This is a genomic window from Archangium primigenium (genome assembly GCF_016904885.1).
GTDB lineage: Bacteria > Myxococcota > Myxococcia > Myxococcales > Myxococcaceae > Cystobacter > Cystobacter primigenius.
Genome location: NZ_JADWYI010000001.1, coordinates 6,260,555 through 6,287,033, shown reverse-complemented (window position 1 = coordinate 6,287,033; position 26,479 = coordinate 6,260,555). Strand labels below are relative to the sequence as shown.

Sequence of the window (26,479 nt, the reverse complement as noted above, 5' to 3'; positions counted from 1 at the left end):
CGAGGAGAACCCGGCAACCTTCACCCCCCACGTGCCGGGATGCTGACGCAGGAGGGTCAAGTCGTGGGCAGCGTGCCGCCGTCGATGACGTAGTCGGCGCCGTGGATGGACGCCGCACGGTCGGAGGCGAGGAACGCGATCAGCTCCGCGACCTCTTCGGGTCGGCCGGGGCGGCCGATCGGGATGCCGCCGAGCATGTTGATGATCTCCTGGCGGGCGGCGGCGGCGTCGATCCCGCGGCTCTGGGCGAGGCTTCCAATGAAGTCCTTCGTGGCCAACGTTTCGATGAAGCCGGGCGACACCGTGTTGACGCGCACGCCCTTGGGACCCACCTCGCTGGCGAGTCCCTTGCTGTAGTTCCGCATCGCCGCCTTGGCGGCCGCGTAGGCGAGCGTCGAGTCGGTCAGCGGCAGGCGGTGCTGGATCGAAGCGACGTGAAGCACCACGCCCTTGCCGCGCTCCAGCATTCCGGGCACCAGCGCCCGGTCGAAACGGACGGCCGACAGGAGGTTCAGATTCAGGGACTTCTCCCAATCGTCTTCCGACAACGCCGCGAACCCGCCGCTGGGCGCGTCCGAGCCGCCGACGCAGTTCACGAGCACATCGATGCCGCCCCAGTCGGCGAGGAGCTTGTCGGCCACGTGCTTCACGCCGCTCGGGGTGCTCACGTCTGATTGAATGAGGAGCGTCGGCCGAGGCCCGTCTTTCGGCACCGATCGCCCGGTCGTGGCGACCTCGCCGCCGGCGGCCATCAGTCGGCGGACGATCGCCTCGCCAATGCCTTTCGTGCCGCCGGTGACGAGGACACGCTTGCCGCGAAACTCGCGCTCGTCGATTCCGAAGGCGGCGTCTGGCTTGAACGAGGTGATCTTCAACGAGGTGATGCGCGCGTCGGACACGACGAACTCGTTGCGCAGGTGGGCGACGCCGCCGGGGAAGTCGCCGGTCAGTCGGGTGCGGATGACGACGGTCTGGCCGTCGATCGACGCGCCGAGCGGCTCGACCACGCACCGGAATTTCGCGAAGACGTCGCCATACAACCGCCGAATCGCGCTGACGCCGCGGTACTCATGCCCTTGGTCAAGGACGACCGCATCCGGCGCGAAGCACTCCGCGAGCTTCTCGCTGTTTCTTGCCTGCTCCGCGGCCAGATAGGCATTGATCACGCGGGGGATTTCCATGTTCATACAGTCTCCGGTTCTGGGTTCGGTTCGCCGTTGATTTCCGACCGCTGCTGTGTTTCAACGATGAACGAAGATTAGGCCGGGCGTTCTGGACTATCCATGCTCGATAGGCCGGTTCTTTGGTCCGAAACGCCAGGCACAGGGAGGGTTCGTGGACGTTCTCGCCGAAGTCATGTCGCTCCTCCGCACGCAAGGCCAGCTCTACGGCCGCTTGGATTTGTCCGCGCCGTTTGGGTTGGAGTTCCCCGGGGACAAAGGGGTCTGCCTCATCGTGACGCGCGGTTCGTGCCTGCTGATCGTCGACGGCGGCAAACCGATTCCGCTCGTCGGTGGGGATTTCGTTTTCCTCCCTTCGCCCAAGACGTACACGCTGGTGAGCGGGCCGAGGGAGCCGGTCCGGTCGGCGACCGACGTCGTGTCGGCCGAGGCGTTTCATCGAACGCGTCTTTTCTCGTACGGCGGACAAGGCATTCCCGTGTCGGTGATCGCCGGCTGCTTCACGTTCGAGTCGCCGGAGAGCGAGATGCTGGTCAAGCATCTGCCCGCGATCGTGCATCTGCCGGCGTCGTCGCACGAGTCGCCGTGGTTCGGCGCGACGCTTCAACACCTCGCGGCCGAGACGATGGGCGACCAGCCCGGCTCGGCGGCGATCGTCGACCGCCTGGCGGAGGTGCTGTTCGTTCAGGCGATGCGCAGCCAGATCCACTCGATGATCGGCAGCGACAGCCCGAGCTGGTTGCGCGCGCTCGTCGACCCGCAGATCGGCGAGGCGCTGCGGCTGATGCATGCCGAGCCGGCGCGGAACTGGACGGTGCCCGCGCTCGCTGAAGGCGTCGCCATGTCGCGGTCGGCGTTCGCCGATCGATTTCGCAAGCTCGTGGGCGAAACGCCGCTGGATCACCTGACGCGGTGGCGGATGGTCCGCGCCGCCGCCATGCTGCGCGAGCGCCAACCCATCAAGATGGCGGCGATCGCGAACGCCGTGGGGTACGAGTCGGAAAGTTCGTTCGGCAAGGTCTTCAAGCGCGTCATGAACGTCTCGCCGGGCGGCTACCGGCTGTGTCATCAGGGCGCGGAGACCGATTCGGAGTCGAATCGACCGTCCCCGGAGGCTTGAGTTGGAAGCCCCAGCCATCCGGGATCCGGCGGTCATCGAGCGCCTCGCCGAGCTCGTGTGGGCGAGGAAGACGGAGACCCGCGCCCTGTGCGCCGTCTCGCTCGGCTGCGCCCAGGTGTCCGAGGCGCGCGCGAGCGAGCTGCTCGGAGTCCTCGCGATGGACGCCGAGGAGCGTGTGCGCCTGGCCTCGGCTCAGGCGCTCGGTCGGATCGCCTCGCACTCGCCCCTCGCGCTGCCTGTCCTCCAGCGCCATGCCCCGCCCGCTCCCATTCCCTCCCTGGGGCTGGACGCCTCCGCCCACCTCGAGACGCTGCTCCCCCTGGACTTCCTCACCGGAGAGGATCAACTGCTCGACGCGCACGGCGGGCTCTATTTCCCTTGGGTGAAGGCGGACGCACCGGCACCCGGGGACGTGCGGGACCCGCGACGCGACACCTTGGGACTGGCGCGGCTTCGACTGGGGCCCAAGGGGCCCGAACTGGACCTGTGCACGGTTGGCGCGAGCCATGCCGAGTCTCAGGGGGCTGTGCGCCCGCCAATCTCCGGGAAGCGCTCGTAGGCCCGTTTGAGCGCGTCCAGGTGGGCGGGGTTGTCCAGGTCGAGCGGCGCCTCGGTGAGCTGCACGACCCACCCGCCCGATGCCGTACGCCGTGAGCGCAAGCGCAGATCCGCGTCGCGAGCAGAATCCGGGAACTGGATGGCCTTCGCGGCAGCGGCGGACCAATAGTTCAGCCACCCAAGGAAACAGGGAATCTCAGGCGCGGGGAGCTCCTCTGGAAGGTTGAGCATGGGAAGCCCACGGGGTGAGCGCTCCGGTCCATGAGGCGAGCGGCGAAACTGCTGCGCGACTTCCGAGCCGTAACCATACGGCGACGCGTGCCCCCAAAATGCGCGCGCCCCTTCCGCCATTCCTTCCAGCACATTCGCTGCTGCCGCAATCACGGGCTCGCCTAGTGGCAGTTTCGCATGCACTTCAAACTGGTCCTGACCGCCTGCGCTGAGGAGTCCCGATTTTCCCATTCCCCAAACCGTCACGGGGTAACTCTCGTCCCCGTTGCACACGAGAGGGAATCCCCCGTCCTCAATGCTTTCCACGAGCCACGTGTCGCGCTGCGGCAATGTGATGGGGTGCCCGCCTTCGGAGATCCGCCACTCCAGGCGCAAGCCGGGGAGCGCCTTCTCCATGCCATGGACGACATCGCGCGTGCGTCTGTCTTTGCCCACGAGAGCAGGCGCGTGAACGATGAGGGTGAGGGCTTTACGCTTGGTCATCGAGTGCACCCCGTGACAACAACATCGAGAGTGGGACTTTCTTCGAGCAGCGCGGCTTTGTGCGCTTCAGTGCTCACCCCAACGACATAGCCATATCCGCATGCCGCCGCAGCTTTTGCTGCTTTTCTACTTGAATCATTTCCCTCCTGATTTCCTTGTCTTGAACAAAATCAGGGTATGCGTCAAATCGATGGGTCTTGATTTCCCACAGCACACGAACACCGACTTGCAGCGCATCGAAGCTCACACCGCCCACGAGCACATCCATTCCGGGATAGCGGTTGGGCGGAACCTGGTCTGCGCACCTGTCATGCGCGTCATCTTTGCCCTCATGCGGCACTGGTATGGGCTCGCACCTGCGACGGCGCTCTCGCTCCGCGACCTCAATTGGCCCCACGGGAGGAAAATCCGGCCCTTTTGGCTCTGGCTTGGACTTCTTCTCTGGAGCGGGCTTCGGCGGGGCGGTCTTCGTGACAGGCACCGGGCGCGGCTCTGTCACGGGGCGCGTTTCAGGGCGACCCCTCCGCAGTTCGTAGAGATGCAGGGCCTCCTTGATGAGGTAGCCCGCCACCACCACGCCCGTCACCACCACCGCCCCCGCGGCAATCTCCGGCGCCGCCAGCACGCACAGTCTGAACCCCACGGTAGCGGCCGCAGCGGAGGCCACCGCGCATCTTCCCGTGAGGTCGTGAAACTCAACGCGGTCATGGTCCAGGGCGTGATAGCACCGCTCCGCGAGGACGGGCCACGGCCGCGATGCCTCTTGGACCACGCACCGTCCTCCATCCGTCCAGGGCAGCGCCGCCGCTCGCTGGAGGTTGGCGTACCCCGGATCCCAGTCCACGGTTTCTTCTGGGCCCGGCGCTGACGTCGCGCAGGCAGAGGCGTAGATCAGAAGTGCGAGGCACGCTCGAAGGCGCATGGTGGGGTCCTCTCTCAGAGCAAGAACCCAATGGGTCCTGGCGGGTCCGGTCGAAGTATGGAGTTGCCACCCGACAGCTACGAACGAGCGCGCCGGGCTCGCGGTTGGGCGCCGGGGTCAGCAGCCGAAGAGCGGGCCAAGCAGCGCCAACGCAGCGAGCACTCCATTCTCGGGCGGGGTGGGATTGCCACAGTGGCGCTCCCGCACTTTGTGTGCACGACGCGCGTACGACGCTCTCTGCTCATCGGGGTGGCGGGCGTCCTTTCCCTCTGAGCACATAAAGTGCGGGAGAGCCGCACGGCAGTGCATCAAGCCCACCCGTTCGGATGTCGTCGGGGCTCCGCGTCACTCCACGTGGTGGATCCAGATGTTGCGCGTCACTACGTGCGGCAGGGCGAGCAGATCCACCGGGCGCTGGCCCCGGGGCATGAGCCGGTTGAAGGGATAGCCCTCCTCGCGCGCTTCCAAGGCCGTGTCGGTGACCATCATCTGGAGGCGGAAGAGCATGCCCTCCCGGCGGCCCCGGGGCAGCAGCAGGTGCGCGGGCCAGCCGAGCTCGTGCACCACCGACGACAGCCGCGAGGGCCGGTGGATGACCGCCCGCTCCCGGGGCCCGAGCGTGTGGACGAAGCGGTCCAGCTCCATCCACAGCCGCCGGTCATCGGCGAAGGCGTCCGCCACCAGGTGCAGGCGCACCGTCACCGTGTGCGCCCGCTCCAGGGTGTTCTCCACCCGCAGGAAGTACGCGAAGGGCTCGTGCACCAGGCGCGGCGTGAACGCCTCCGTGCCGTCCGGCAGGCGCACCGCGTGCTGGCCCAGGTGCGTGCGCAGCGTGTGCGTGCTCACGAAGAAGGACGGCGGCGGCTTGTCCCAGTGCTCGCCCCCGAAGGTCGCCTCGCCCCAGCGCTGGCCGTCGAAGTCCGGGGCGTCCGCGCCGGGCATGTCCTTCTCGAAGCACAGGAGGATGTCCGGGCTCTGGTGCGCGGGGTAGGGGCCCTCGCCGATCCACTTGCGCAGCAGCACCGGGGGCGCGTCGGACAGGTCGTGCGGCAGCAGGTGCGAGCACTGCCAGGAGTCGAGCAGGTCGTCCACGTGGCGGTGCCACCGGTAGAAGAGCGGATCCCGTCCCGCCGTGGCCGGGTTCCCCAGGACGCCCAGGCGACCCGAGGTGTCGCGCGGGGCCCGGAGGTTCGCGAGCATCACCTGGCCCATGTGGTGGAACGCGCCATGCGGGCCGAGCGGCTCGCGCCAGGCCTCGCCATCCAGGGAGTCCGGCGTGGACTCGGCCGTGTCGGCGAGCTGCTCCAGGTGCTCCAAGTCCAGGGGCGTGTCCCCATGCCAGAGCAGGCCCGAGGAGGCCCCGGCGAACAGCCGGTCGCGGCGCGTGGCGTGGTCCGCGATGTCGTAGCCCGGCAGGCCCTGGAGGCTCACCCCGGGCGGGCGGGGCGCGAAGCCCGGCAGCCGGGAGTCATAGCCCTCGTTGAGCGGCGCCGTGTAGTCCTGCAGGGGCGCCACCCGGTGCATGCCGAACGCCAGCCGCTCCGTGTCGTAGCGCGCGAGCAGTTGCCGGTGCGCGTGCCAGTAGCGCTCGGTGCGGCGCGCGGGCCGCACGCGGCGCGAGGGCTCGGCGGGGTCCGGGTGGCCCGCGGCGGGAAAGCGCACCCGCCACGTGTCGAGCATGTCGTTGAGCCCGGCGTCCTCGCGGAAGTAGTCCACCCATACCTCCGCGCCCGGCAGGCCCGGAGGCGCCTTGCGCGGCGGCTCCGGCCGGCGCGAGGACAGCACCTGGTGCGGCGCGCGCTCCTCCAGCGGCGGCACGGGGACGTCCCGGCCCTCGGGGTGGTGGGCGAGGAAGATGCGCAGCGCGTGGGCCGTCTCCTCGGCGTGTCCCTCGCGCGCCCGCCGCTCGGCGTCCTCGGCGATGGCGAGCAGTCCGGCCTCGCCGGGCGTGGCGTTGGCCAGGGCCATGAAGTGGGCCGCCACGTCCAGGGCCCGCTCCAGGTGGGCGGGCAGGGCGGGCTGGAAGCGCGGCGCGGCCGGCGGCTCCGGCTGACAGAGCACCGCCCGCAGCCGGGCATGCGACGCGGGGGGGCTCACTTGAGCCCGACGTAGATGTTCTGCACGTCGTCGTCCGAGTCCATCGCCTCGAGGAAGGCCTCCACCTCGGTGCGCGCCTCGCCTTCGAGTTCCACCGGGTTCTTGGCGATCCACGCGAGGTTCTGCGCGCTCACCGTCCAGCCCAGGCCCGCGAGCGCCTTGCCCACCGTGTCCACGTCCGTGGGGCCCGTGAGGAAGCGCGAGGCGCCCTCGTCCCCCGGCTCCACGTTGTCCGCCCCGGCCTCGATGGCGGCCTCTTCCGCGTCGGCCCCACCCTCGGGCGGCGTGGCCTCGATGACGCCCATGCGGTTGAAGTCCCACGACACCGCGCCCGTGGTGGCGATCTGCCCCTTGCGGAAGAGCACCCGGATGTTGGTGGCCGTGCGGTTCTTGTTGTCCGTGAGGCACTCGACGATGACGGGCACCTGGTGGGGCGCGAAGCCCTCGTAGGTGACGAGCTCGTAGTTGACCGGCTCGTCCAGCAGGCCCGCGCCCTTCTTGATGGCGCGCTCCAGCGTGTCGCGCGGCATGGAGGCCTTCTTGGCCTGCTCCACCGCCATGCGCAGCCGGGGGTTGGAGGCCACCTCCGCCCCGCCCGCCTTGGCGGAGATGATGAGTTCCTTGACCAGCTTGGTGAAGAGCCGACCCTTCGCGGCCGCGTGCTCCGTGCGGCCCTTGTGTTTCCACTGAGCGCCCATGTCCGGGCTCCTACCTCCCGGACGGCCCCGGGTTCAATACAGATCCGCGCTCTCCGTCTCGGACAGGCGCTGGAAGGTGCCGCCGCGGCGCCGATAGGTGATGGACTTGACGTTCACCCGGCCGTTGCGATCCAGGTCCGCCTGGGCCGTCACCACGAAGGTGTCGGGGGTGGGGCTGGTGACGTCGTAGCGGTAGTAGAGCGGGGCCTCGGGCCGCCAGCCCAGGGCCGCCCAGCGGCCCACGTCCGGGGAGAACCACTGCCGGGAGCCATCGGGGGCGTGCGAGGGGTTGCGGGGCAGATCCGGCAGGGGTCCGCCGGGAAGCATGCCCTCGTGGTGCAAGGCATAGTCGTTCACCGCCTGGGCGATGGCGTTCATCATCACCTCGCGCTCGCCCTGCTTGGTGCGCAGCACGACGCCGGAGAGCTCCGGCAGCGCGAGCGCGACGATGAGCCCGATGAGGGTGACGGCGATCACCAACTCGATGAGCGTGAAGCCCCGACGCGGGGCGGGGTGGTACGGCCTGGACGAAGACAGCATGGAGACATCCCCCCTGGTGCTGCGTGTGAAAAACCCCGAGGCGCGCCGAGGGCGCCTACGGCATGGTGGGCCCGGGCCCCGAGGCATCCGCCCGGAGCGCGGGGGCCACCAGGTAGCTGCCCGGCCCGAGCATCGTCACCCGCATGCCCTTGGCCTCCTGGAAGCGCAGCCAGGCGCGCTGGGCCTCGGTCTCCGGCCCCGGCAGGGTCGAGCGCACCAGCAGGGCGCCCGTGCCCGCGTGAGGTGTGACGAAGGCATCCGGCGCGCTGTCCTCGGACCCCTGCGCGCGCGCCTCCACCGGACCCTGGAGCGCGGCCATGGCGGCCACCGTCAGGGTGAGCACCAGCGCCGCGGAGAGCAGGGGCGAGGCCGACCAGCGGCGGGCCTCCGGAGGCAGCGGGGGCTGGGGCGCGAGCGCGAGACGGGGCACGCGCCGGGGCGGGGTGCGCCGCACCTCGGCCACGGCCTTCACCGAGCGCAGGAAGGCGGTGACCTCGGCGTTGAGCTTCTCGCCGGCGGCGTCGAGCGCCAGGGCGAGCTCGGCCGAGGGCGGCCGGGCGGCCCGGAGCGCGCTCGTCATCTGGTTCACCTCCACGAGCAGGGCGCGCAGGGCCACGGCGCTGCGGCGGGACCCCGCGGCCGGCAGCAGGTCCGCCGCCGCCGCCAGCCGCCAGCGCACCACGGTGGCCTCCCTCAACAGGGGGCAGAAGCCGCTGCCCCCCACGGCGGCGCGCTCGGGCGCGGACAGCCGCTCGCGCACCCGGCGCGCCCTCGGCAGGGGCCGCACGAAGAGCTGCCGGTCGCGCAGCGCTTCCAGCGCCTGGGTGCGCGAGGGCACGTTGCCCGGCCAGGCGACGTCGTCGTCCGTGTTCCAGCGTTCATCGAGTACCGGGGGGAGGGGTCGGTTCGAGGGGTTGTCCATGGGCCACGCCGGGGAGAAGGGGGTGACCCAGAGATGAGGCCGGGGCGAGGGAGCAGCCATCGCCCCCAAGTCTGAATTTTACGCTCTCACTGTTCTTGAGAGCTGAGCGGGTTGGGCGGGGTTCAACGGCGGGAGATGGGAGGGCCTGGGAGAAAGGGGGGGACGCTGGCCCTGGACGACGAGCGAGCGTGCGTGGACAGCGGTGGGGTGGGTGGCTAGTCTTCTCCGTGTCCGACGGGTTCAAGAACGCCCGCCGGGCCCGGACGAGAGGTGCGCCGTACCCGGTCACGACAAGACGACGCCTACGAAGGAGTCTTGTCCATGTCGTGGATTCTCCTGGTCGTCGCCGGGCTACTGGAGGTGTGCTGGGCCATTGGCCTCAAGTACACCGAGGGTTTCACCCGGCTCGTCCCCAGTGTCCTCACCGTCATCGCCCTGGCCGCCAGCGTCGGTTTGCTGTCGATCGCGGCGCGCGGCCTGCCCATTGGCACCGCCTACGCCGTCTGGGTGGGCATCGGCGCCCTGGGCGCGGCCCTGCTCGGCATCGTGCTCTTCCACGAGCCGGTGACCGCGGCGCGCCTGTTCTTCCTCGTGCTGCTGTTCGTCGCCATCGTGGGCCTGAAGTTCACCGGGGGTGGGACGCACTGAGAGCCGACCCCGGGACGGGCGGGGGAGGGTATATAGGCGCGCGCGCCGGGTCCGCCCGGCGTGCCTTCCAGAGGACTCCCCCGCATGTTCCACCCCTCGGCCGAGCTTCGTTTCGTGAACGCCCAGGTCGGCCATGGCGTCTTCGCCACCCGACGCATCCCGCGCGGCACCATCGTCTGGGTGCGCTGCGCCCTGGACATCGAGCTCACGCCCGAGGCCGTGGTGGCCCTGGGCCCGGCCTACCAGCACATCGTCCCGCACTACGGCTACCCGGAGGCCAACGGCCACTGGATCATCTGCTGGGACAATGGCCGCTACCTGAGCCACTCGTGCGAGCCCACGTGCCTCAAGCCGGGCTTCGACTTGCAGATCGCCCTGCGGGACATCGAGGAGGGCGAGCAGTTCACGTACGACTATGGCGCGCTCAACCCGGATCCCGCGGATGAGCCCTTCCGCTGTCTGTGTGGCGCGCCGGGCTGCCGGGGGCGGGTGACGGCCGAGGACGCCGAGCGCCTGGCGCCCGACTGGGACGCCCGGCTCGCCGCGGCGTTCCCGGACGTGCTCGGGGTGGAGCAGCCCCTGTGGCCCTTCGTGCGCGACCCGGCCGCCGTGGAGGCGTGTGCCCGGGGCGAGCAGCCGCTGCCCTCCTGCCGCCTGCACTTCCGCCCGCCGGCTCAGTCCAGGTTCAGCTCCAGCATGCCGTAGGCGACGTGGGTGTGGCCTTGCGCGAGCAGCTCCCGCGCGAGCGCGTCGTAGGCCCGCTCGACCCCGGGATCCCGGGGCGTCACCGCGTACTGCGAGGCCGCCAGGTCCCGCAGGGCATCGGCGATGGGCGTGGGGTTGGGCATCTCCTGGCCCTCGTACTCCTTGAAGATGGACCACGCGAGCGGCCGGCCGGCGAACATCTCCCGGCAGATGCTCACGGCCTCCCATTCGTCGCGCTCGACCGAGCCCACCGTCCAGATGAGGAAGCAGGCGCGCACGGGCACGGTGTTCTCCTGCCGGAAGCGGCGCACCAGCTGGAACGCGGCCACCTGGAGGTCCGCCCCCGTCTTGCCTCCGGCGGAGTTGAGCGCCAGGTCGCCCTTGCGCGCCGAGGGGGCGAAGGGGACGTTGGTGAAGAACAGGACGTTGCCGTCGGGGCGGAAGGTCGGCGGAAGCCCCCGGGTCATGTCGTTGAACACCGCCTGGAAGCGGTCGGGCCCCAGGCCGTTGAGCCGGGCGTTGAGCGAGGCGTAGAGGATGGCCCGGGCATTGGCGTCACAGGACAGCCGACGGGCCCGGCCCGGAAAGCCGATGGGCGTGTGGCCGCAGCCCGCCGCGGGATCGACGACCCAGTCCGCCCACTCGAGGAGGCCCCGCTGGCGCGCGTGGCCCAGGAGGATGAGCGCCTCGTCGGGATCCGGGAAGACCCGCAGCACGTGGGACACCCAGGCGCCGTCCGTGATGAAGAGCCGCTCGCCAATCCGGTTCACCTTCACGCCCAGGCGCCCCTCCTGGACGAGCCCCGCCCGCTGGAGGCAGTCCAGGCCCGGCACCTCGGCGGCCCGCGCGAGGGCGAAGGGCTCGCGGCTCTCCCCGCGCAGCCAGTGCTGATACGCCTCGGAGCGGTGGAGCTGGTCCAGACAGGTCCGCAGGGCGGTGAGGAAGGGTTCGTCCTGCGCGACGTCGAGCCAGAGGAGGTTCAGGTGTTCGGTCGGGATCACGGCGGGCATCAAACACCCGTGCGCCTGTCCACCGGGCGAGGTCGCGCGGGCGCGGGCCATGACTGTCGATGACAGGACAGGGTCGCCGCCGCCTCCCGGAGGGGGGACAAGCGGACGGTCCCGGACACCTGGCGCGCGAAAGCCATTGTGGGGTTCTGATCCAACCCCGTAGATCTCCTGCAATAGGTGGGGAGAGGATCATGAGCCAACTGGCGGACGTGCTCGAGGCACGCAGTCAGGAACTGCTCCAGCGGTGGGGGAGCGCCGTGCGCGAACACCCGGCGCCGGGCGGCCCGTCCGCGGCGGAGCTGGAGGAGCTGCTTGCGCGCCTCCTCCAGCGGCTCCAGCGCGCCCTGCGGGGACAGGACCCCACGGGCCCCGAGCAGGGGGCGCGGCGCTCGCGGGGGGACTTCGAGCTGGGCGGACGGGTGCGCGCGTACGGCCTGCTGCGCGACCTGGTGTGGGAGCTGATCGAGCGGGAGGGCCTCCCCGTCTCCCTGTCCGAGGCGCGGCGGTGGACCGACGTCGTGGCCCTGGCCGTCGCGGAGGCGGTGGAGGAGATGGACGGCGCGGGGAGCCGGGCGGAGGACGAGCGGGCCCGGCTCAACGCGCTCTTCACGCAGGCCCCCATGGCCATCGCCGTCATCCGCGGCCCCGAGCTCGTCGTGGAGGTGGCCAACCCCGGCATGTTGCGCCTCTGGGGCCGGAGCGCCGAGGAGGCCGTGGGCAAACCGCTCTGGGACGTGCTCTCCGAGCTCAAGGACCAGGCCTTCGATGGGCTGCTCCGGGGGGTGCTGGCCACGGGCAAGCCGTTCGTGGCCACGGAGATGGAGGTCCGGGTCGCGCGCGGGGCGGCGGGCGCGCTGGAGACGGGCTATTTCACCTTCGTCTACCAGCCGCTGCGCGACGCGCGGGGCCGGATCGACGCGGTGCTCACCATCGCCACGGAGGTGTCCGAGACGGTGCTCGCGCGCCAGCTGACCGAGAACCTGCTCGTGCGCTCCCAGGAGGCCGAGCGGGCCCGGGGGGCGCTCCTGGATGCGCTCGCGGACCAGAGCCTCGTGGGCGTGGGCTACCAGCGCGGCCCCGAGCTCGCCTTCGAAACCGCCAACTCCGTCTACCAGCGGCTCGTGGGGCGGGAGGTGGTGGGCCAGCCGGTGCGGCGGGCCCTGCCGGAGCTGGACGGGCAGGGGTTCCTCACCCGGATGCGCCAGGTGTTCGAGACCGGCGCCCCCGACGTGGGCCGGGAGGTGTCCACCGCCTTGTCCCCAGCGCCCGGCGAGCACCCGCGGGAGCGGCTGCTCGACTTCGCGCACCAGCCCGTGTGCGCGTCCGATGGGCACATCGACGGCATCCTCACCCTGGTGCTGGACGTCACCGAGCAGGTACGCCTGCGCCAGGAGGCCCAACGGCTGGAGGCCGAGCAGCGCCAGCGCAGCGACTTCGAGCAGTACCTCATCGGCATCGTCAGCCACGATCTGCGCGGCCCTCTGAGCACCATCTTGTTGGGCCTCCAGGTGCTGCTGCGGCGCGAGCTGGACGCGCCCACCACCGAGGCCCTCGTCCGCCTGCGCTCGAGCACCGAGCGGGCCGTGCGCATGGTGCGCGACCTGCTCGACTTCACCCAGGCGCGGCTGGGCGGTGGGTTGCGGATTTCTCGCGAGCCCATGGACGTGCATGCCCTGGTGCGCGGCATGGTCGAGGAGCACGCGCGGACCCACCCCGAGCGGGAGTTGCGGCTGGAGCAGCGCGGGGACGGGCTGGGCGCGTGGGACGCGGATCGGCTCGCGCAGCTCGTGGGCAACCTGCTGGGCAACGCGCTCAAGTACAGCCCGCCCGACAGCCCCGTGACGGTGCGCGGCGTGGGCGAGGACGGGCAGGTCTCCCTGGAGGTGCACAACGGGGGCACGCCCATTCCCCCCGAGGCCCTGGCGCGGCTGTTCCAGCCCCTCCAGCGGGCGGTGGACGGCCCGGATCCGGCGGGCCGGAGCGTGGGCCTGGGCCTGTACATCGTGGAGCAGATCGTCCGGGCGCACGGCGGCGACATCCGCGTGGCGTCCTCCGCGCCCGAGGGCACCACGTTCTCCGTCCGGCTGCCGCGCGGGCCCTGACGCTAAGCCCCCGGACATGAATGTTGTACACCTGAGGCATGGCGCTGCTGAAGGTGACGGAGCAAGAGCGTCGGCGGCTATGGGAGATAGCCCGGGCCGCTGACGCTGGGTGGAGAGAGCGCGAGCGCGTGGACATGGTGCTGCTGGCCGATGAGGGCTGGAGTGCACCGCGCATCGCTCGGCACCTGGGCCGGTGCGCGGCCACGGTGCGCCGGGTGTTGCGCTCCTTCGTCCAAGACGGCCCAGAAGCCCTCTTCGCGCGTCTGGCGGGCAGGAAGCCCGACAGGGCGCACCGCCAGCGGGTGGAAGCCTCGCTGCATGCGTTGTTGTCCCAGCCTCGCTCGTGGACAGCCGGGCAGTTGGCCAGCGCACTCGAGGGCGAGGGTCTTCACCTGGGGCCGCGGCAGGTGCGTCGCTATCTCGGGAGCATGGGCGCGGGCTGGCGGCGCACGCGGCTGACGCTCACGCACAAACAGGACGCCCAGGCCGTCGCCCAGGCACGCCAGGCGCTCTTCCGGCTCAAAAAAAGCCCGCGCTCAGAGGATAAATCTCTACTTCCTGGATGAGTGCGGGTTTTCGCCCACCCAAGCCGTGGGCTACAGCTGGGCAGAAGTCGGCAGCCGTCGAGACGTCCCCTACGAGGCGCCTCGGCGCCGACGTGTCAATGCGCTCGTCGCCTACTGCCCGACAGGCCGTCGACGCGGTTTACGCTTCCGACGCTGGGCACGCACCATCACCGCGCGAGATACCCTGGACTTTCTCTTGTCGCTCGCCGACCCGGGCGGGGTCCCCACCTGGGTGGTGCTCGACAATGGGAACATCCACCGCTGCCGCCTGGTATGCCGCGCCCTGCCGCGCTTGCGACGGCTGGGCGTCCATCTCTTCTACCTGCCGGCCTATTCTCCTGAACTCAACGACGTGGAAGCTGTCTTCGGCGTCATCAAGGCTCAGGAGCTTCCCGAACGCAGCTACCGCACTCTCGATGCTCTGCTCACCGCGGTGCAGCAGGCCCTGCGCCGCTACCACCATCGGCTGCGGCGCAGGTGTACATAATTCATGTCCGGGGGCTTAGAGGGGCCGGCCGGTGGAGGCCTGGGACATGCGCACCGCGCGCTCCATGAGCTCCGTCTGGGCCCAGCGCTTGTCGGCCTCGTGGGGCCGGCGCTGCCACTCGCCCTCCGCGCCGAGCGTCCACGCGTGGGTGTTCTCCGCGAGGCAGCGCTCGAGGATGTCGCGCACCTGGGCGATGAGCGGCGGGTCCTCCACGGGGGTGAGCGCCTCCACGCGGTGGTCGAGGTTGCGCGGCATGAGGTCCGCCGAGCCGATGTAGCAGCGCGACTCGCCGCCGCGATCGAAGAAGTACACGCGCGAGTGCTCCAGGAAGCGGCCCAGCGTGGACACCACCCGGATGTTCTCCGACACGCCCGGCACCTGGGGCCGCAGGCAGCAGATGCCCCGGATGTTGAGCTCCACCTTCACGCCCGCGCGCGACGCCTCGTACAGCGCGCGGATGAGCACCGGATCCACCAGCGCGTTCATCTTGAGCACGATGCGCGAGGGGCGCTCGGCCGTGTGCGCCGCGATGGTGCGGCGGATCTCCTCCTGCAGGCCCTCGCGCATGTTGATGGGCGCCACGAGCAGCTTGCGGAAGGACTTGGGCCGGGCGAAGCCGGTGAGGAAGTTGAACAGGTCGGCCACGTCCGCGCCGATGTCCGGATCCGTGGTGAACAGGCCCAGGTCCGTGTAGAGCCGCGCCGTCTTGGCGTTGTAGTTGCCCGTGCCCACGTGCACGTAGTGGCGCACCTTCTCGCCCTCGCGCCGGACGATGAGAATGGCCTTGGCGTGCGTCTTGAGGCCGGGGATGCCGTAGACCACGTGCGCGCCGGCCTCCTCCAGGGCGAGCGCCCAGCGGATGTTGGCGCGCTCGTCGAAGCGGGCCTTGAGCTCCACCATGCACACCGCCTGCTTGCCGCGCTCGGTGGCGCGGATGAGCGCGGGCACCAGCGGCGACTTGTCCGACGTGCGGTACACCGTCTGCTTGATGGCCAGCACGTCCGGATCCTCCACCGCCTCGGTGACGAAGCGCTCCACGGACGTGGCGAAGGACTCGTAGGGGTGGTGCACCAGGAGCGCGCCCCGGCGCATGGCGGACATCACCGTCGTCACCTCGCCGTCGTCCTCGGCCTGCAGCCGCGGCTGGGTGACGGGCGTCCACGGCGGATCCCTCAGCTCGGCGAAGCCCGGCGTGGCCACGAGCGACATCAGGTCCGACATGTCCAACAGGTCCTGCTCCTCGTAGAGCTGCCGGGGCTCGAGCGACAGGGCCTCCATGAGCGGCTCGAGCAGCTTGGGGTTCATCCCCGCCTGCACCTCCAGGCGGATGACGTCGCCGAAGCGCCGCTGGCGCAGCTCCGTCTGCACCGCCACCAGCAGATCCTCCGCGTCCTCGGACACGGTGTAGTCCGCGTCCCGCGTCACGCGGAACAGGCCCCGGTCGAGCACCTCCATGCCGGGAAACAGGTCGCCCAGGTGGTTGGCGATGACGTCCTCGAGCAGCACGAACGTGGTGCCCCCCTTGAGCGGCACGAAGCGCGAGAGCAGCTCCTTGGGCACCTTCACCCGCGCCACGTTCTCCGTGTCCGTGACGGGGTCGCGCAAGAGCACCGCCAGGCTCAGGGACAGGTTGGAGATGTAGGGGAAGTGCCGGCCGAGCCCGATGGCCAGGGGCGTGAGCACGGGGAAGATCTGCTCGCGGAAGCGCTGATCCATCTGGGCGCGTGAATCCGCGTCCAGATCCTTCATGGCGAGGATGCGCAGGCCCTTCTCCGCGAGCGCCGGGCGCAATTGCCGCTCGAAGCAGTCCGTGTGGCGCTTGCCCTGCTCGAGGATGCGCGTGTGCAGCGTGTCGAGCGTCTCGCCGGGCGTGGCCCCATCCGGCACCAGACGCGCCACGCGGTTGCTCACCTGCTCGTGCAGGCGCGCCACGCGGATCATGAAGAATTCATCGAGGTTGCGCGCGTAGATGGCGCAGAACTTCACCCGCTCCATGAGCGGCACCGAGAGATCCTCGGCGAGCTGGAGCACGCGGTTGTTGAAGGCGAGCCAGGACAGCTCCCGGTTGAAGAACAGCGCGTTGTCCTGGGGATCCGTGCCGGGGGGGAGGACGTCGCGCTCCGCCGGGGGTTTGTGGTGGGTGGCGTTCTTGCTGGCTGCTCGCTTGGGCATGTCCGCTCTTTCGAGGAGTCGGAGCCATCTAACAGAACGCAACCCGGCAATTTGTGAACTCTGGGGCCTCCGTGTCTAGGAGGCGACGAGCCGGGGGCCCCGGGTGCGCCGCGGGTGCACCGCCACCGCGTACTGGTTGCCGTGCGCGTCCTGGCGGATGACGGACCAGCCCTGCCGCGAGGGCATCCCCCGCGATTCCACCGTGTAGGAATGCTTGGAGCCGCGAGCTTCCAGCATCCGGCCGAGGCACTCGGCGTGCTCGCGCAGGGGCAGCACACACTGATCCTGCCGGTCGCCGCGCGCGTCCACGCGGACGATGGTCCAGCCCTCCAGGGAGAGCGGGTGCTGCACGTCCGCCCGCCACACCACGTCGCTCGGGGTGAGGCCCAGGTGCGCGAGCGCGTGCTCCACCTCCAGGTGCTCCATCCAGAGCGAGGCCTCGGAGGGCTCGTTCGCGCCGGCGTGCACGGGCAGGTCCACGAAGAGCTCCAGGCCGCAGTCGCAGGTGGACTCCCAGCGGTAGCGGGGCCCCAGCCCGTCGCCGTCCTCCTCGTGGCGCGTGGGCTTGCCCAGACGCCGTTCGAGGACGGCGCGCGACACGCTCAGGGTGCAGGCGCGCTTCTGCGGGCTGAGGGAGATCGGTCGGCGGGAGGCGAGGGGCTTCATGGATTTCTCCTCTTTCGGGGAAGAAAAATCTAGGTCTCGTCTCCCAGGCCGCCAGGGGGGCGGGCGGAGATCGCGCATTTCCCGCCCGCGACCGGGGGCCATGTGTTGGGTGGCGGAGACGCTGTCCAGAAAACAGACGGCGTCTGTCCTCGCGCGGACGCGCGGCGGCCCACGGGTACTAGGGCGTGAAGACCTCGGCGAAGCCCTGATCGCGGCTGGTGCGCAGGACCTGGCCGGAGTGCAGGAGCACGGCGCCGCCCGTCCGGGTCGGCGTCGCGCTCGCCGCGGGCCGCCACGCGTTGTGGGTGGGCGAGTAGAGCGCCGCCTGGCCCGCGTCGTTCACCGCCAGCACCTCGCCCGAGTAGAGCAGGGTGGCGGAGGTGGGATCGGGGAAGGGCAGCGAGGGGCCGGCGCTCCAGCGGGCGTTGTAGGGGTCGTACACGTCCACCAGGGTGTCGCCGGGGACCGCGCCGCCCAGGACCATGACGGAGCCCGAGTAGAGCCGCACCGCGAGGTGGCGCCAGCGCGGGTGGGGCACGGGGGGCACGGCCGTCCAGGTCCGCGTGGCGGGATCGTAGAGCTCGGCGGTGTCCGGGAACGTGCCCCCGACCACGAGCACCTGACCCGAGTAGAGCCGGGTGGCGGTGTGCTCGGCGTGGATCGAGGTCATGTTGCCCACGGGCACGGCGGTGTCCGTCTCCGGGTCGTACTCGTACGCGAGCGCGGTGGCCCTGAAGCCGGTGGCGGACTCGTAGACGATGCCTCCCGCGTACAGGACCCGGCCCGAGTCGAGCAGGGTGGCGCTGCCCCGGTTGTAGGGCACGGCGGCGTAGCTCCAGGTGTCCGTGGCGGGCGCGTAGCGCTTCACCACGGGCTGCCCGCCCATGCGTCCCGGGTGGAGGATCATGGCCAGCACGTCGCCCGAGGGCAGCGCCACGGTCGAGAGCGTGTCGCAGTAGCCCTGCGGGCACGAGAAGGACGGGGCGGACCAGGTGTTGGCGTAGGGGTCGTAGCGCTGGGTGCCGGCGTTGGAGGGATCCAGCACCTCGCCGGTCGCGCGCAGCAGGACGGGCGCGGTGCTGGGGAAGAGCTTGGGCGCCGTGGGGCTCCACGCGCCGGGGGACGTGGCCAGGGCCTCGGCCCGCTGGCTCCGCGACGGCGCGGGCGGCTCGGCGCCGGTATCGGGTTGGCAGCCCAGGGCGAGACACGACAGGCCCGCGAGCCACAGGCAAGACAGCACACGCTTCATGGTGGAGGCTCCCCACATTCAAAGGCCCACCCGTCACTGGGTGGGTCACGCAACGGTAGGAGAAGTTCCGCGCGTGAAGTGTTCCATCCGAGGGCGCGGCGGTGGGATTTCGTCCTGAATAAGACGTCCAGGCGGGGCGTCCCAGCGCGCACTGCGGGTCTCCAACGAGGCCCGATTCGGGAGACACATCATGTGGTCGAAGAGGGGTAGTCGCGGGAGTGCGGTGGGGGTGGGCGGAGCGCTCGCGCTGGTGGCGATGCTGGCGGCGGGCGAGGGCCGGGCGCAGGACGTGGAGAGCGCGTGGGCGCCGCCCCTGCGCGAGAGCCCCTCCCTGCGCTGGGAGGACTCCTCGCAGTTCACCTTCCTGTCCACCCGCAACGCGGGCTTCCCCCGGGTGGAGGGCAACCGCATCGTCCTCGTGCCGGAGAACCGCTCCAACGCCGCCGGGGCCGTCTTCCTCAACGAGCCCGTGCGCGCGCCCTTCGCGGTGCAGTTCGAGTACTCCACCTACAACCGCCGCAGCAACACCCTCTGGTCGGCCGGTGACGGGCTGGTGGTGATGTTCGGCCGCCGCACGCCGGGGCGCCGGGACAACCTGCCCACGGGCGGCAGCCGGGGCTTCGCGCCGGACGGCTCGGGCTACGGCGTGCACGTGGCCCTGTATGGCGAGGAGCGGGGCCTGCTCCTCACGGACGGCTCGGGCCGCGTGCTGGCCAGCAAGCGCAACCCGGCGGTCTACACCCACGAGCGCTGGGCCACCCTGCGCGTGGAGGTGGAGCGCGACGGCATCCAGGTCTTCCTCGACGGCACCCGGCAGCTCGACTGGCGGGGCCCGGTGAACCTCTCCGACTCCGCGCTGGGCATCAGCGCCGCGACGGGCGATGCCAACGCGATGCATGCCATCCGGGACCTGCGCGTCTCGCGCGCGCCCTCGCGGCCCACGCCCCAGCCGCCGCCTCCGCCCATGCCGCCCCCGGGCCCGCCGTCCGACGGCAACCTGATCATCAACGGCGACTTCGAGCAGCCCGCGCTCGGCCGGGGCTCGTTCCGCAACGTGCCGTCGCTGCCGGGCTGGAACCGCGCCGCGGGCCGCTCGGTGGAGGTGCAGAACAACGTCGCGGGCAGCGCGGCCCAGGGCCAGCAGTTCCTGGAGCTGGATGGCGAGGACAACACCGCCATCGTGCAGGACATGATCCCCACGCGTCCGGGCGCCGAGTACGAGCTGCGGCTGGCGTTCGCCGCGCGGCCGGGCACGGAGCAGCGGGACAACGCGCTGGAGGTGGTGTGGAACGGCCGGACGCAGACGGTGCTCGAGGGCTCGGGCAAGAAGTCCTCCGACACCGTGTGGACGTACGTGACGTTGCGCGTCCGGGCCGAGGGCCCCACGTCACGGCTGGAGCTGCGGGACGTGGGCCAGTCCAACGGCGTGGGCACCTACGTGGATGACGTCTCGCTGCGCGAGGTGTCGGGCCGCCCCCGGCGCTGAGCTTCCTGCGCCGGACGCTCCCGTGAGGCCCGCCTTGACCCGGCGGGCCTCGGGCGACCCAATGGGGCGGGCCCCTCGCGGCCCGCACCTCACCTCGCCGCATCGGGAGACGTCATGAAGATTGGATTCGCCGGACTGGGTCCCCTGGGCAGTGCCATGGCTGGCCACCTGTTGAAGGCGGGCCATGCGCTCACGGTCTGGAACCGCACCCCGGAGAAGGCCGAGCCGCTGCTCGCCCAGGGCGCCCGGCGCGCGGAGTCTCCCGCCGCGCTGGCGGCCGAGGCCTCCGTGGTCATCACCTCGCTCGCCCACGACGAGGCGGTGGAGCAGGTGGTGTTCGGGGAGCGGGGCCTGCTCGAGGGCCTGGCCGCCGGGGCCACGCACATCGCCACCAGCACCCTCTCTCCGGCGCTCTCCGCCCGGCTGGCCCAGGCGCACGCCCAGAAGGGCCAGCACTACGTGGCCGCGCCGGTGTTGGGACGCCCTCCCGCCGCGGCGCAGGGCAAGCTGTTCGTGATGGCGGCGGGCGCGCCGGAGGCCGTGGCCTCGGTGCGGCCGGTGCTGGAGGGCCTGGGGCAGCGCCTCTTCCTGCTGGGCGAGCGCCCCGAGCAGGCCCACCTGCTCAAGCTCGCGTGCAACTTCCTCATCATGTCGACCATCGAGCAGCTCGGCGAGGTCTTCGCGCTGACGGAGAAGGGCGGGCTCGACCGCGCCCAGGTGTTCGAGGTGCTCACCGGCAGCTTCTTCACCGCGCCGGTGCACAAGAACTACGGCCAGCTGATCGTCGACAGGGCGTTCGATCCGCCGGGCGCCACGGTGAAGCTGGGCGCCAAGGACACGCGGCTCCTGCTCGAGGCGGCGGACGCGCTGGCGGTGCCGCTGCCGTTCGCCTCGGTGGTGCGCGATCGCTTCGTGGCCGCGCGGGCCCAGGGCGAGGAGGGCCTGGACTTCGCCGTCCTCGCCCGGCACGCCGCGCGGGATGCCGGGCTCGGGGACTGAGCCCGGGCCCGGGAGCCAGGCTCACGCCGTGGCGGCGCGCACGGCCTGCAGGAGCTTGCCCGAGTCGATGAGCTCGCAGACGGCCTCGATGTCGCGGTGGATCTCCCGGTCCTTCTCCAGGGTGGGCACGCGGCTGCGCACCAGCTCGTGCGCGGCGCGGGGCCCGCGGCCGGCCTTCACCGGCAGCCGGAAGTCCAGCGCCTGGCTGGCCACGAGCAGCTCGATGGCCAGACACGTGCGGGCGAAGTCCGCCACCTGCCGGCCCTTGAGCGCCGCGGTCATGCCCATGGACACGTGATCCTCGCGGCCCGCGGACGAGGGGATGGAGTCCACCGAGGCGGGGTGACAGAGCACGCGCGACTCGGCGACCAGGGCGGCGCTCGTCACCTGGGCGATCATGAAGCCCGAGTTGAGGCCCGGGTTCTTGGCGAGGAAGGGCGGCAGGTTGGACAGGGCGGGGTTGACGAGCTGCTCCACGCGCCGCTCGCTGATGGAGGACAGCTGGGTGAGCGCCATGGCCACCACGTCCATGGCGAGCGAGATGGGCTGGCCGTGGAAGTTGCCGCCCGAGACGATGTGGCCCGAGTCCACGAAGACGAGCGGGTTGTCCGTGGCGCTGTTGACCTCGGTCTCCAGGATGCGCCGGGCGAAGGCCAGGCCCTCGCGCGCCGCGCCGTGCACCTGGGGCATGCAGCGCAGGGAGTAGGGGTCCTGCACCTTGCTGCAATTCACGTGCGTCTCGACGAGGTCGCTGCCCGCGAGCAGCTTGCGCAGGTGGGCGGCGCACGCCTTCTGGCCCTCGTGGGGGCGCACGTCCTGGATCTCCGGCACGAAGGGCTTGTGGCTGCCGAGCAGGCCCTCGAGCGACATGGAGCCGGCGATGTCGGCCACCTGGGCGAGCGTCTCGGCGCGCAGCTGCAGGAGCGTGCCCACCGCGCACATGGCCTGGGTGCCGTTGACGAGCGCCAGGCCCTCCTTGGCCTCGAGCACCACGGGGCGCAGCCCGGCGCGCTCCAGCGCCTGCCGGGCCGGCATCCGCTGGCCCTGGTAGAAGGCCTCGCCCTCGCCGATGAACACCAGCGCCAGGTGCGCCAGGGGCGCCAGGTCTCCCGAGGCGCCCACGCTGCCGCGCTCGGGCACCACCGGCACCACGCCCTTGTTGAGCATGTCCAGGGCCAGCCGCAGCGTCTCCAGGCGGATGCCGGAGTAGCCCTTGGCCAGGACGTTGCAGCGCAAAAGAAGCAGGGCGCGGGCCTCGGGCAGGGGCAGGGGGGTGCCCACGCCGGCGGCGTGCGAGAGGATGAGGTTGCGCTGCAGCTCGGCCAGGTCCTTCTTGTCGATGCGCACCTCGGCCAGGGTGCCAAAGCCGGTGTTGATGCCGTAGGAGGGGGCGTCGCCGGCGGCCACCTTCTCCACGAGCTCGCGCGAGGCGCGCACACAGGCCTCGGCCTCGGGTGAGAGTTCCACGGTCGCCTCGTCGAGGGCGACCTGGAGGATGTCCTCCAACCGGAGGGTGTCTCCATCGATCTGCAGTCGGGGACGATACATGTCGGGATGCTCCAGGATGAGACGTGGGGCGGCGGGGTGGCCGCCTCACGGGGGCCTCCTCTTACCGCAACCACCTATCGCAACAAACCGCGCACCGCGCCCTGTCCCGCGCCGGGAGCTTTTGACACGGGGTGTCTGCGTCATTACGGTGCCGCACCGCTTCACATGGAAGCTTCAGGAGGAAGCAGCCAAGGTGGCCTTGATCGTTCAGAAGTACGGCGGCACGTCCGTCGGTGACACGGAGCGGATGAAGAACGTGGCCCGCCGTTGTATCGCGGCCCAGAAAGCGGGGCACGACGTGGTGGTGGTGGTGTCCGCCATGTCGGGCGAGACCAACCGGCTGCTCAAGCTCGTCTCCCAGATCACCGACCGGCCCAACGAGCGCGAGCAGGACGTGGTCGTGGCCACGGGCGAGCAGGTGTCCATCGGCCTGGTGGCGCTCGCCATCCAGGCGCAGGGAGCGCTCGCCACGAGCTTCATGGGCCACCAGGTGCAGATCGTCACCGACAGCACCTTCGCCAAGGCGCGCATCAAGCGCATCGAGGCGGAGAAGATCGTCGAGGCGCTCAAGCAGAAGCACATCGTGGTGGTGGCCGGCTTCCAGGGCCAGGACGAGCAGGGCAACGTCACCACCCTGGGGCGCGGCGGCTCGGACACCACGGCGGTGGCGCTCGCCGCGGCGCTCAAGGCCGACGCGTGTGAGATCTACACGGACGTGGACGGTGTCTACACGACGGACCCCAACCTGTGCCCGGCGGCGCGCAAGCTCGACCGGGTCTCCTACGAGGAGATGCTGGAGCTGGCGAGCCTCGGGGCCAAGGTCTTGCAGATCCGCTCGGTGGAATTCGCGATGAAGTACAAGGTGCCGCTCTGGGTGAAGAACTCCTTCACCGAGGACCCGGGCACGCTGGTGTGTGAGGAGGACAAGTCGATGGAGAACGTGGTTGTCAGCGGCATCGCCTACGACAAGAACGAGGCGAAGCTCGCCATCAGTGGCGTGCCGGACATGCCGGGCGTGGCGGCGAAGATCTTCGGCGTGCTCGACGCGCAGAACATCGTGGTGGACCTGATCGTCCAGACGGCGTCGCGGGACGGGCGCACGGACGTGTCCTTCACCGTGGGCAAGACGGACCTGGGCAAGGCGCGCGAGGTGGTGGAGCGCGTGGCCCGGGAGATCCAGGCCGGCGGCGTGGAGACGGACGGCGACGTGGCCAAGATCTCCATCGTGGGCGTGGGCATGCGCAACCACTCGGGCGTGGCCGCCAAGATGTTCCAGATCCTCTCCCAGGAGGGCATCAACATCCAGCTCATCTCCACCTCGGAGATCAAGGTCACCTGCCTCATCCACTCGAAGTACACGGAGCTGGCGGTGCGCGCGCTGCACACCGCGTTCGGGCTGGACAAGCCCACGGCGGGCTGAGCGATGAACCGCACCGGCGTGCTCGCCCTGGCCGCGCTCGGGCTGTTGGGCCTGGGGGTGGGGGCGCGGGCACGTGGGGTGGGGGGCCCTCCGGCCCTGGCGTGTGGGCCGGACGCGGTCCACCTGGTGGACGGCGTGGCCCACTGTGGCGCGGGGCGGGCGCCGTCCGCCGCGCAGCGCCGGGTGCTCGGAGGCAAGCTGGACCTCAACCGGGTGTCCGAGGAGGACCTCGCGCGGGTGCCCGGCGTGGGGGCTCCGCTGGCCCGGGCGCTCGTGCTCCGGCGCGAGCAGCGGGGGCCTTTTGGTGCCTGGAGCGAGGTGGCCACGGTATCAGGCGTGGGTCCGACACGGCTGCGGGCCCTGCGAGCGGCGTTGGAACTCCGGTAGGAGCCAGGGCCCCGAGCCGTGTGATAAGCACGCGGCGTGGAGATCGCCTGTCCTCAGTGCTCGATGAAGTACGCGCTCGACCCCCGGCTGTTGCCGCCTGGCGGGGTTCCGGTGCAGTGCACCCGCTGCAGTCACGTGTTCATCGCGGGAATGAGCGAGCCTGTCGCGCCCCGGCCCGCGGCGAAGCCCGCGCCCAAGCCCGCGCGCCCCGCGGACGCGATGAACTCCACCCTGCTGTACGGCGGCTCGACCGGTCCCTCGGCGGCTCCCATCCCCACCGGCACCCAGGTCTTCGGCGCGCTGTCCCCGCCGCCCCAGGTGCCCGCCATCGCGCCGATGGCGGCGCCTCCCGAGCGGCCTTCCCAGGCGACCCAGGCCTTTGGCGCCGTGCCCCAGCCCGCGGCCAAGGCCCCCATGGGCAAGCCGCCCGCGGGCAAGCCCCCCACGGGCAAGCCCCCCACGGGCAAACCCCCGGCGGGCAAGCCGGCCACGGGGGCGACCCCCGCCGTGCAGACGACCCAGGTGTTCGGGGCGGTCCCCGTGCCTCCGGCGGGCAAGCCGGCCACGGGGGCGACCCCCGCCGTGCAGACGACCCAGGCCTTCGGAGTGGTCCCCCCGCCGCCGGCCGGGACGCCGAAGCCCGCGGGTAAACCCCCGGCGGGCAAGCCGGCCACGGGGGCGACCCCCGCCGTGCAGACGACCCAGGCCTTCGGAGTGGTTCCCCCGCCGTCGGCCGGGACGCCGAAGCCCGCGGGCCGTCCCGCCACCGCCCCGGCGGTGCCCTCGCCGCCGGGAACGCCTCCGCCGCCGGGAGCGCCTCCGCCGACGGCCCGGCCCCCCGCCACGGCGGACGTGCCCTGGGGACCCGAGCCCGCGGGTTCCTCGCTGTTCACGGTCTCGACCTCGCCGCTCATCGGGCTGCCCAAGGCCGCGCTGCGCACCGACGTGCCCGAGGCGCCCGCGGCTCAGCCGTCCCTGGCCCAGCCCCCCGGGATGGTCCCCCGAAGCGCGCCCCCGGAGCGCGCGCCCCCCGAGCCCCTGTTCCCGCCCACCGCGCCGCTCCTGGGCGTCGCGGCGACCACGCCCATCGAGCTGCCGGACGAGATCCTCAACCAGCTCAACCGCCCGCTCTCGGAGTTGATGGACGAGACGCCCGGACCCGCGGCGTCTCCGGGAGGGCCCACACCCGCCCTGTCCAAGCCGCTCGAGCTGCCGCCGGAGTTGATGGAGGACGACGGGCGATTGTCCCAGGACAAGCCCCTGAACACGCTCAAGATCCGCCGGTGGCGGCTCCGGGCGATGCTCGTGGGGGGTGGGATGATCCTGATCGGCCTGATGGTCGCGCTGTCGGCCTCCTGGCGCGCCAAGCCCACGGGCCTGTCGCTCGCCGAGCAGGAGACCCGGGAGAAGGCCCTGGCGCTGCTGCGGCGTGACGATTCCGCCGCCCAGGCCGAGGCCCTCACGCAGCTGAAGATCCTCTCGGCCGAGCACCCCCAGAGCGTGGAGCTGCTGGCGGAGATGGGCACCGCGCTCGCGCTGCACCTGGACGACACCCAGGTGCAGGTGAAGATCCTCCAGGCGATGGCGCAGCGCACGGGCGCGCACGTGCGCCGGCTCACCATCACCCAGACCCCCGTGGACTGGCTCAGCCGCGTGAACACCCGCAAGGAAGAGCTGGCCGCCCTCGAGCGACGGCTCTCGCCGCTCGAGACGAGTGGCCGTGCGCTGTCCGCCGAGGCCGTGGAGGTCATCAAGAAGCTGGACGCCGGTTTCCCGCAGGAGCCGCGCGAGGCGGCGACCGCCCGGCTCCGGGGGCTGGCCCTGATGAATGGCGTGATGGGGGGACTGGATGCGCCCGCGCAGGCCATGAAGCTGGCCCAGATGGAGCAGCGCGAGTGGAGCGCCCTGGCCCTGGCCGAGTTCGCCCTCCATGAGTCGCCGCCGTCGCGCGTCCAGATCCAACAGTCCTCCGCCGCCATGGAGCGCATGGTGGAGAGCAACGGCTCCTCCCTGCGCCCCTACGTCCTGGGGGCGCGGCTGGCGCTGCTGCGCCACCAGCCGGCGGCGGCGCGCGGCCTGCTGGAGACCGTGCTCACCCTCAACCCCAAGCACGAGCTGGCCCAGCTGCTCATCGACTACTCGCGCCTGGTGGAGGAGCCGGATCCCGAGCCGACGCCCGAGCCGACGCCTCCGCCCGGGCGCTCGCCCGAGCCCGACACGCTCCCCGCGCCCACGCCCGAGTCCCCGGCGAGTCCTCCCACCCCCTGATCGGGGGGCGCCGG

General features: G+C 71.2%; 23 protein-coding genes, 1 pseudogene and 1 riboswitch. Of the genes and pseudogenes, 12 read left to right on the top strand and 12 right to left on the bottom strand.

Annotation, left to right across the window (positions count from 1 at the left end):
* Positions 1-56: 56 nt before the first annotated feature.
* A complete protein-coding gene (locus I3V78_RS25675; protein ID WP_204491070.1) occupies positions 57-1,187 on the bottom strand; it encodes an oxidoreductase in 1,131 nt (376 codons plus the stop codon).
* Positions 1,188-1,335: 148 nt separating this feature from the next.
* Between I3V78_RS25675 and I3V78_RS25670 the strand changes: the two genes are divergently transcribed.
* Together I3V78_RS25670 and I3V78_RS25665 are read left to right on the top strand one after the other, a co-directional pair.
* Positions 1,336-2,301, top strand: coding sequence for a cupin domain-containing protein (locus I3V78_RS25670; protein ID WP_204491069.1), 966 nt, complete (start codon positions 1,336-1,338; stop codon positions 2,299-2,301).
* A 1-nt stretch (position 2,302) separates the two neighbouring features.
* The gene (locus tag I3V78_RS25665; RefSeq protein WP_204491068.1) at positions 2,303-2,860 is read left to right on the top strand and encodes a hypothetical protein; all 558 of its coding nucleotides are present in this window, start codon (positions 2,303-2,305) and stop codon (positions 2,858-2,860) included.
* Here the strand turns inward: I3V78_RS25665 and I3V78_RS25660 are convergent.
* From I3V78_RS25660 to I3V78_RS25635, 6 genes and pseudogenes are all read right to left on the bottom strand, one after another.
* Positions 2,818-3,573: a DUF5953 family protein gene (locus I3V78_RS25660; protein ID WP_204491067.1), complete on the bottom strand. Its 756-nt coding sequence runs from the start codon at positions 3,571-3,573 to the stop codon at positions 2,818-2,820. The genes I3V78_RS25665 and I3V78_RS25660 overlap by 43 nt on opposite strands.
* A pseudogene (locus I3V78_RS25655) lies at positions 3,570-4,495 on the bottom strand (DUF6310 domain-containing protein). The gene I3V78_RS25660 and the pseudogene I3V78_RS25655 overlap by 4 nt, the downstream one beginning before the upstream one ends.
* A 345-nt stretch (positions 4,496-4,840) precedes the next feature.
* A complete protein-coding gene (locus I3V78_RS25650) occupies positions 4,841-6,592 on the bottom strand; it encodes a tyrosinase family protein (RefSeq protein WP_204491066.1) in 1,752 nt (583 codons plus the stop codon).
* Positions 6,589-7,290: a YebC/PmpR family DNA-binding transcriptional regulator gene (locus tag I3V78_RS25645; protein ID WP_204491065.1), complete on the bottom strand. Its 702-nt coding sequence runs from the start codon at positions 7,288-7,290 to the stop codon at positions 6,589-6,591. Before I3V78_RS25645 ends, I3V78_RS25650 begins: the two co-directional genes overlap by 4 nt.
* A 33-nt stretch (positions 7,291-7,323) precedes the next feature.
* Positions 7,324-7,830 carry a prepilin-type N-terminal cleavage/methylation domain-containing protein gene (locus tag I3V78_RS25640; protein WP_204491064.1) on the bottom strand — a complete coding sequence of 169 codons (507 nt, stop codon included), beginning with the start codon at positions 7,828-7,830 and terminating at the stop codon, positions 7,324-7,326.
* A 55-nt stretch (positions 7,831-7,885) separates the two neighbouring features.
* The gene (locus I3V78_RS25635; protein WP_204491063.1) at positions 7,886-8,752 is read right to left on the bottom strand and encodes a hypothetical protein; all 867 of its coding nucleotides are present in this window, start codon (positions 8,750-8,752) and stop codon (positions 7,886-7,888) included.
* Between the two features lie 243 nt (positions 8,753-8,995).
* A riboswitch (guanidine-III (ykkC-III) riboswitch) is annotated at positions 8,996-9,057 on the top strand.
* 16 nt (positions 9,058-9,073) lie between these two features.
* Here I3V78_RS25635 and sugE point away from each other — a divergent pair.
* Together sugE and I3V78_RS25625 are read left to right on the top strand one after the other, a co-directional pair.
* Positions 9,074-9,400 (top strand): quaternary ammonium compound efflux SMR transporter SugE, encoded by a 327-nt coding sequence (sugE, locus tag I3V78_RS25630; protein ID WP_204491062.1) that lies wholly within the window; start codon positions 9,074-9,076, stop codon positions 9,398-9,400.
* Positions 9,401-9,484: 84 nt separating this feature from the next.
* Positions 9,485-10,105 (top strand): SET domain-containing protein, encoded by a 621-nt coding sequence (locus I3V78_RS25625; protein ID WP_204491061.1) that lies wholly within the window; start codon positions 9,485-9,487, stop codon positions 10,103-10,105.
* Here the strand turns inward: I3V78_RS25625 and I3V78_RS25620 are convergent.
* Positions 10,075-11,106 carry a hypothetical protein gene (locus tag I3V78_RS25620; RefSeq protein ID WP_204491060.1) on the bottom strand — a complete coding sequence of 344 codons (1,032 nt, stop codon included), beginning with the start codon at positions 11,104-11,106 and terminating at the stop codon, positions 10,075-10,077. The genes I3V78_RS25625 and I3V78_RS25620 overlap by 31 nt on opposite strands.
* Before the next feature lie 200 nt (positions 11,107-11,306).
* On the opposite strand from I3V78_RS25620, the gene I3V78_RS25615 reads away from it, so the two are divergent.
* From I3V78_RS25615 to I3V78_RS25605, 3 genes are read left to right on the top strand one after another with little or no spacing between them, the layout of a single operon-like run.
* Complete coding sequence (locus I3V78_RS25615; protein ID WP_204491059.1) at positions 11,307-13,217, top strand: sensor histidine kinase; 1,911 nt, start codon at positions 11,307-11,309, stop codon at positions 13,215-13,217.
* Positions 13,218-13,255: 38 nt separating this feature from the next.
* Entirely contained in the window at positions 13,256-13,783 is a 528-nt protein-coding gene (locus I3V78_RS25610) for a helix-turn-helix domain-containing protein (protein WP_275583505.1), read from the top strand.
* Complete coding sequence (locus I3V78_RS25605; RefSeq protein ID WP_204496801.1) at positions 13,761-14,270, top strand: IS630 family transposase; 510 nt, start codon at positions 13,761-13,763, stop codon at positions 14,268-14,270. The genes I3V78_RS25610 and I3V78_RS25605 overlap by 23 nt, the downstream gene beginning before the upstream one ends.
* 15 nt (positions 14,271-14,285) lie before the next feature.
* Here the strand turns inward: I3V78_RS25605 and ppk1 are convergent, their stop codons facing one another.
* The 3 genes from ppk1 to I3V78_RS25590 form a co-directional block, all read right to left on the bottom strand.
* Complete coding sequence (gene ppk1 / locus I3V78_RS25600; RefSeq protein WP_204491057.1) at positions 14,286-16,442, bottom strand: polyphosphate kinase 1; 2,157 nt, start codon at positions 16,440-16,442, stop codon at positions 14,286-14,288.
* A gap of 75 nt (positions 16,443-16,517) precedes the next feature.
* Positions 16,518-17,108, bottom strand: a complete 591-nt coding sequence (locus I3V78_RS25595) for a hypothetical protein (protein ID WP_204491056.1) — start codon at positions 17,106-17,108, stop codon at positions 16,518-16,520.
* Positions 17,109-17,286: 178 nt separating this feature from the next.
* Entirely contained in the window at positions 17,287-18,357 is a 1,071-nt protein-coding gene (locus tag I3V78_RS25590; RefSeq protein ID WP_204491055.1) for a Kelch repeat-containing protein, read from the bottom strand.
* Positions 18,358-18,586: 229 nt separating this feature from the next.
* Here I3V78_RS25590 and I3V78_RS25585 point away from each other — a divergent pair, with 229 nt between their 5' ends.
* Together I3V78_RS25585 and I3V78_RS25580 are read left to right on the top strand one after the other, a co-directional pair.
* Positions 18,587-19,843 carry an L-type lectin family protein gene (locus I3V78_RS25585; RefSeq protein WP_338023745.1) on the top strand — a complete coding sequence of 419 codons (1,257 nt, stop codon included), beginning with the start codon at positions 18,587-18,589 and terminating at the stop codon, positions 19,841-19,843.
* A gap of 114 nt (positions 19,844-19,957) precedes the next feature.
* Complete coding sequence (locus I3V78_RS25580) at positions 19,958-20,842, top strand: NAD(P)-dependent oxidoreductase (protein WP_204491053.1); 885 nt, start codon at positions 19,958-19,960, stop codon at positions 20,840-20,842.
* A 21-nt stretch (positions 20,843-20,863) separates the two neighbouring features.
* Here the strand turns inward: I3V78_RS25580 and hutH are convergent, their stop codons facing one another.
* Complete coding sequence (gene hutH / locus I3V78_RS25575) at positions 20,864-22,390, bottom strand: histidine ammonia-lyase (RefSeq protein WP_204491052.1); 1,527 nt, start codon at positions 22,388-22,390, stop codon at positions 20,864-20,866.
* A 193-nt stretch (positions 22,391-22,583) separates the two neighbouring features.
* Between hutH and I3V78_RS25570 the strand changes: the two genes are divergently transcribed.
* From I3V78_RS25570 to I3V78_RS39980, 3 genes are read left to right on the top strand one after another with little or no spacing between them, the layout of a single operon-like run.
* A complete protein-coding gene (locus I3V78_RS25570) occupies positions 22,584-23,810 on the top strand; it encodes an aspartate kinase (protein WP_204491051.1) in 1,227 nt (408 codons plus the stop codon).
* Positions 23,811-23,813: 3 nt separating this feature from the next.
* A complete protein-coding gene (locus I3V78_RS25565) occupies positions 23,814-24,197 on the top strand; it encodes a ComEA family DNA-binding protein (protein ID WP_204491050.1) in 384 nt (127 codons plus the stop codon).
* A 36-nt stretch (positions 24,198-24,233) separates the two neighbouring features.
* Complete coding sequence (locus I3V78_RS39980) at positions 24,234-26,465, top strand: zinc-ribbon domain-containing protein (protein WP_204491049.1); 2,232 nt, start codon at positions 24,234-24,236, stop codon at positions 26,463-26,465.
* Positions 26,466-26,479 lie beyond the last annotated feature (14 nt).

Coding starts and splice junctions, on each gene's coding strand:
- sugE (WP_204491062.1), top strand. CDS start 9,074: ATGTCGTGGATTCTCCTGGTCGTCGCCGGGCTACTGGAGGTGTGCTGG.
- I3V78_RS25640 (WP_204491064.1), bottom strand. CDS start 7,830: ATGCTGTCTTCGTCCAGGCCGTACCACCCCGCCCCGCGTCGGGGCTTC.
- I3V78_RS25635 (WP_204491063.1), bottom strand. CDS start 8,752: ATGGACAACCCCTCGAACCGACCCCTCCCCCCGGTACTCGATGAACGC.
- I3V78_RS25675 (WP_204491070.1), bottom strand. CDS start 1,187: ATGAACATGGAAATCCCCCGCGTGATCAATGCCTATCTGGCCGCGGAG.
- ppk1 (WP_204491057.1), bottom strand. CDS start 16,442: ATGCCCAAGCGAGCAGCCAGCAAGAACGCCACCCACCACAAACCCCCG.
- I3V78_RS25565 (WP_204491050.1), top strand. CDS start 23,814: ATGAACCGCACCGGCGTGCTCGCCCTGGCCGCGCTCGGGCTGTTGGGC.
- I3V78_RS25580 (WP_204491053.1), top strand. CDS start 19,958: ATGAAGATTGGATTCGCCGGACTGGGTCCCCTGGGCAGTGCCATGGCT.
- hutH (WP_204491052.1), bottom strand. CDS start 22,390: ATGTATCGTCCCCGACTGCAGATCGATGGAGACACCCTCCGGTTGGAG.
- I3V78_RS25645 (WP_204491065.1), bottom strand. CDS start 7,290: ATGGGCGCTCAGTGGAAACACAAGGGCCGCACGGAGCACGCGGCCGCG.
- I3V78_RS25610 (WP_275583505.1), top strand. CDS start 13,256: ATGGCGCTGCTGAAGGTGACGGAGCAAGAGCGTCGGCGGCTATGGGAG.
- I3V78_RS25625 (WP_204491061.1), top strand. CDS start 9,485: ATGTTCCACCCCTCGGCCGAGCTTCGTTTCGTGAACGCCCAGGTCGGC.
- I3V78_RS25595 (WP_204491056.1), bottom strand. CDS start 17,108: ATGAAGCCCCTCGCCTCCCGCCGACCGATCTCCCTCAGCCCGCAGAAG.
- I3V78_RS25660 (WP_204491067.1), bottom strand. CDS start 3,573: ATGACCAAGCGTAAAGCCCTCACCCTCATCGTTCACGCGCCTGCTCTC.
- I3V78_RS25615 (WP_204491059.1), top strand. CDS start 11,307: ATGAGCCAACTGGCGGACGTGCTCGAGGCACGCAGTCAGGAACTGCTC.
- I3V78_RS25590 (WP_204491055.1), bottom strand. CDS start 18,357: ATGAAGCGTGTGCTGTCTTGCCTGTGGCTCGCGGGCCTGTCGTGTCTC.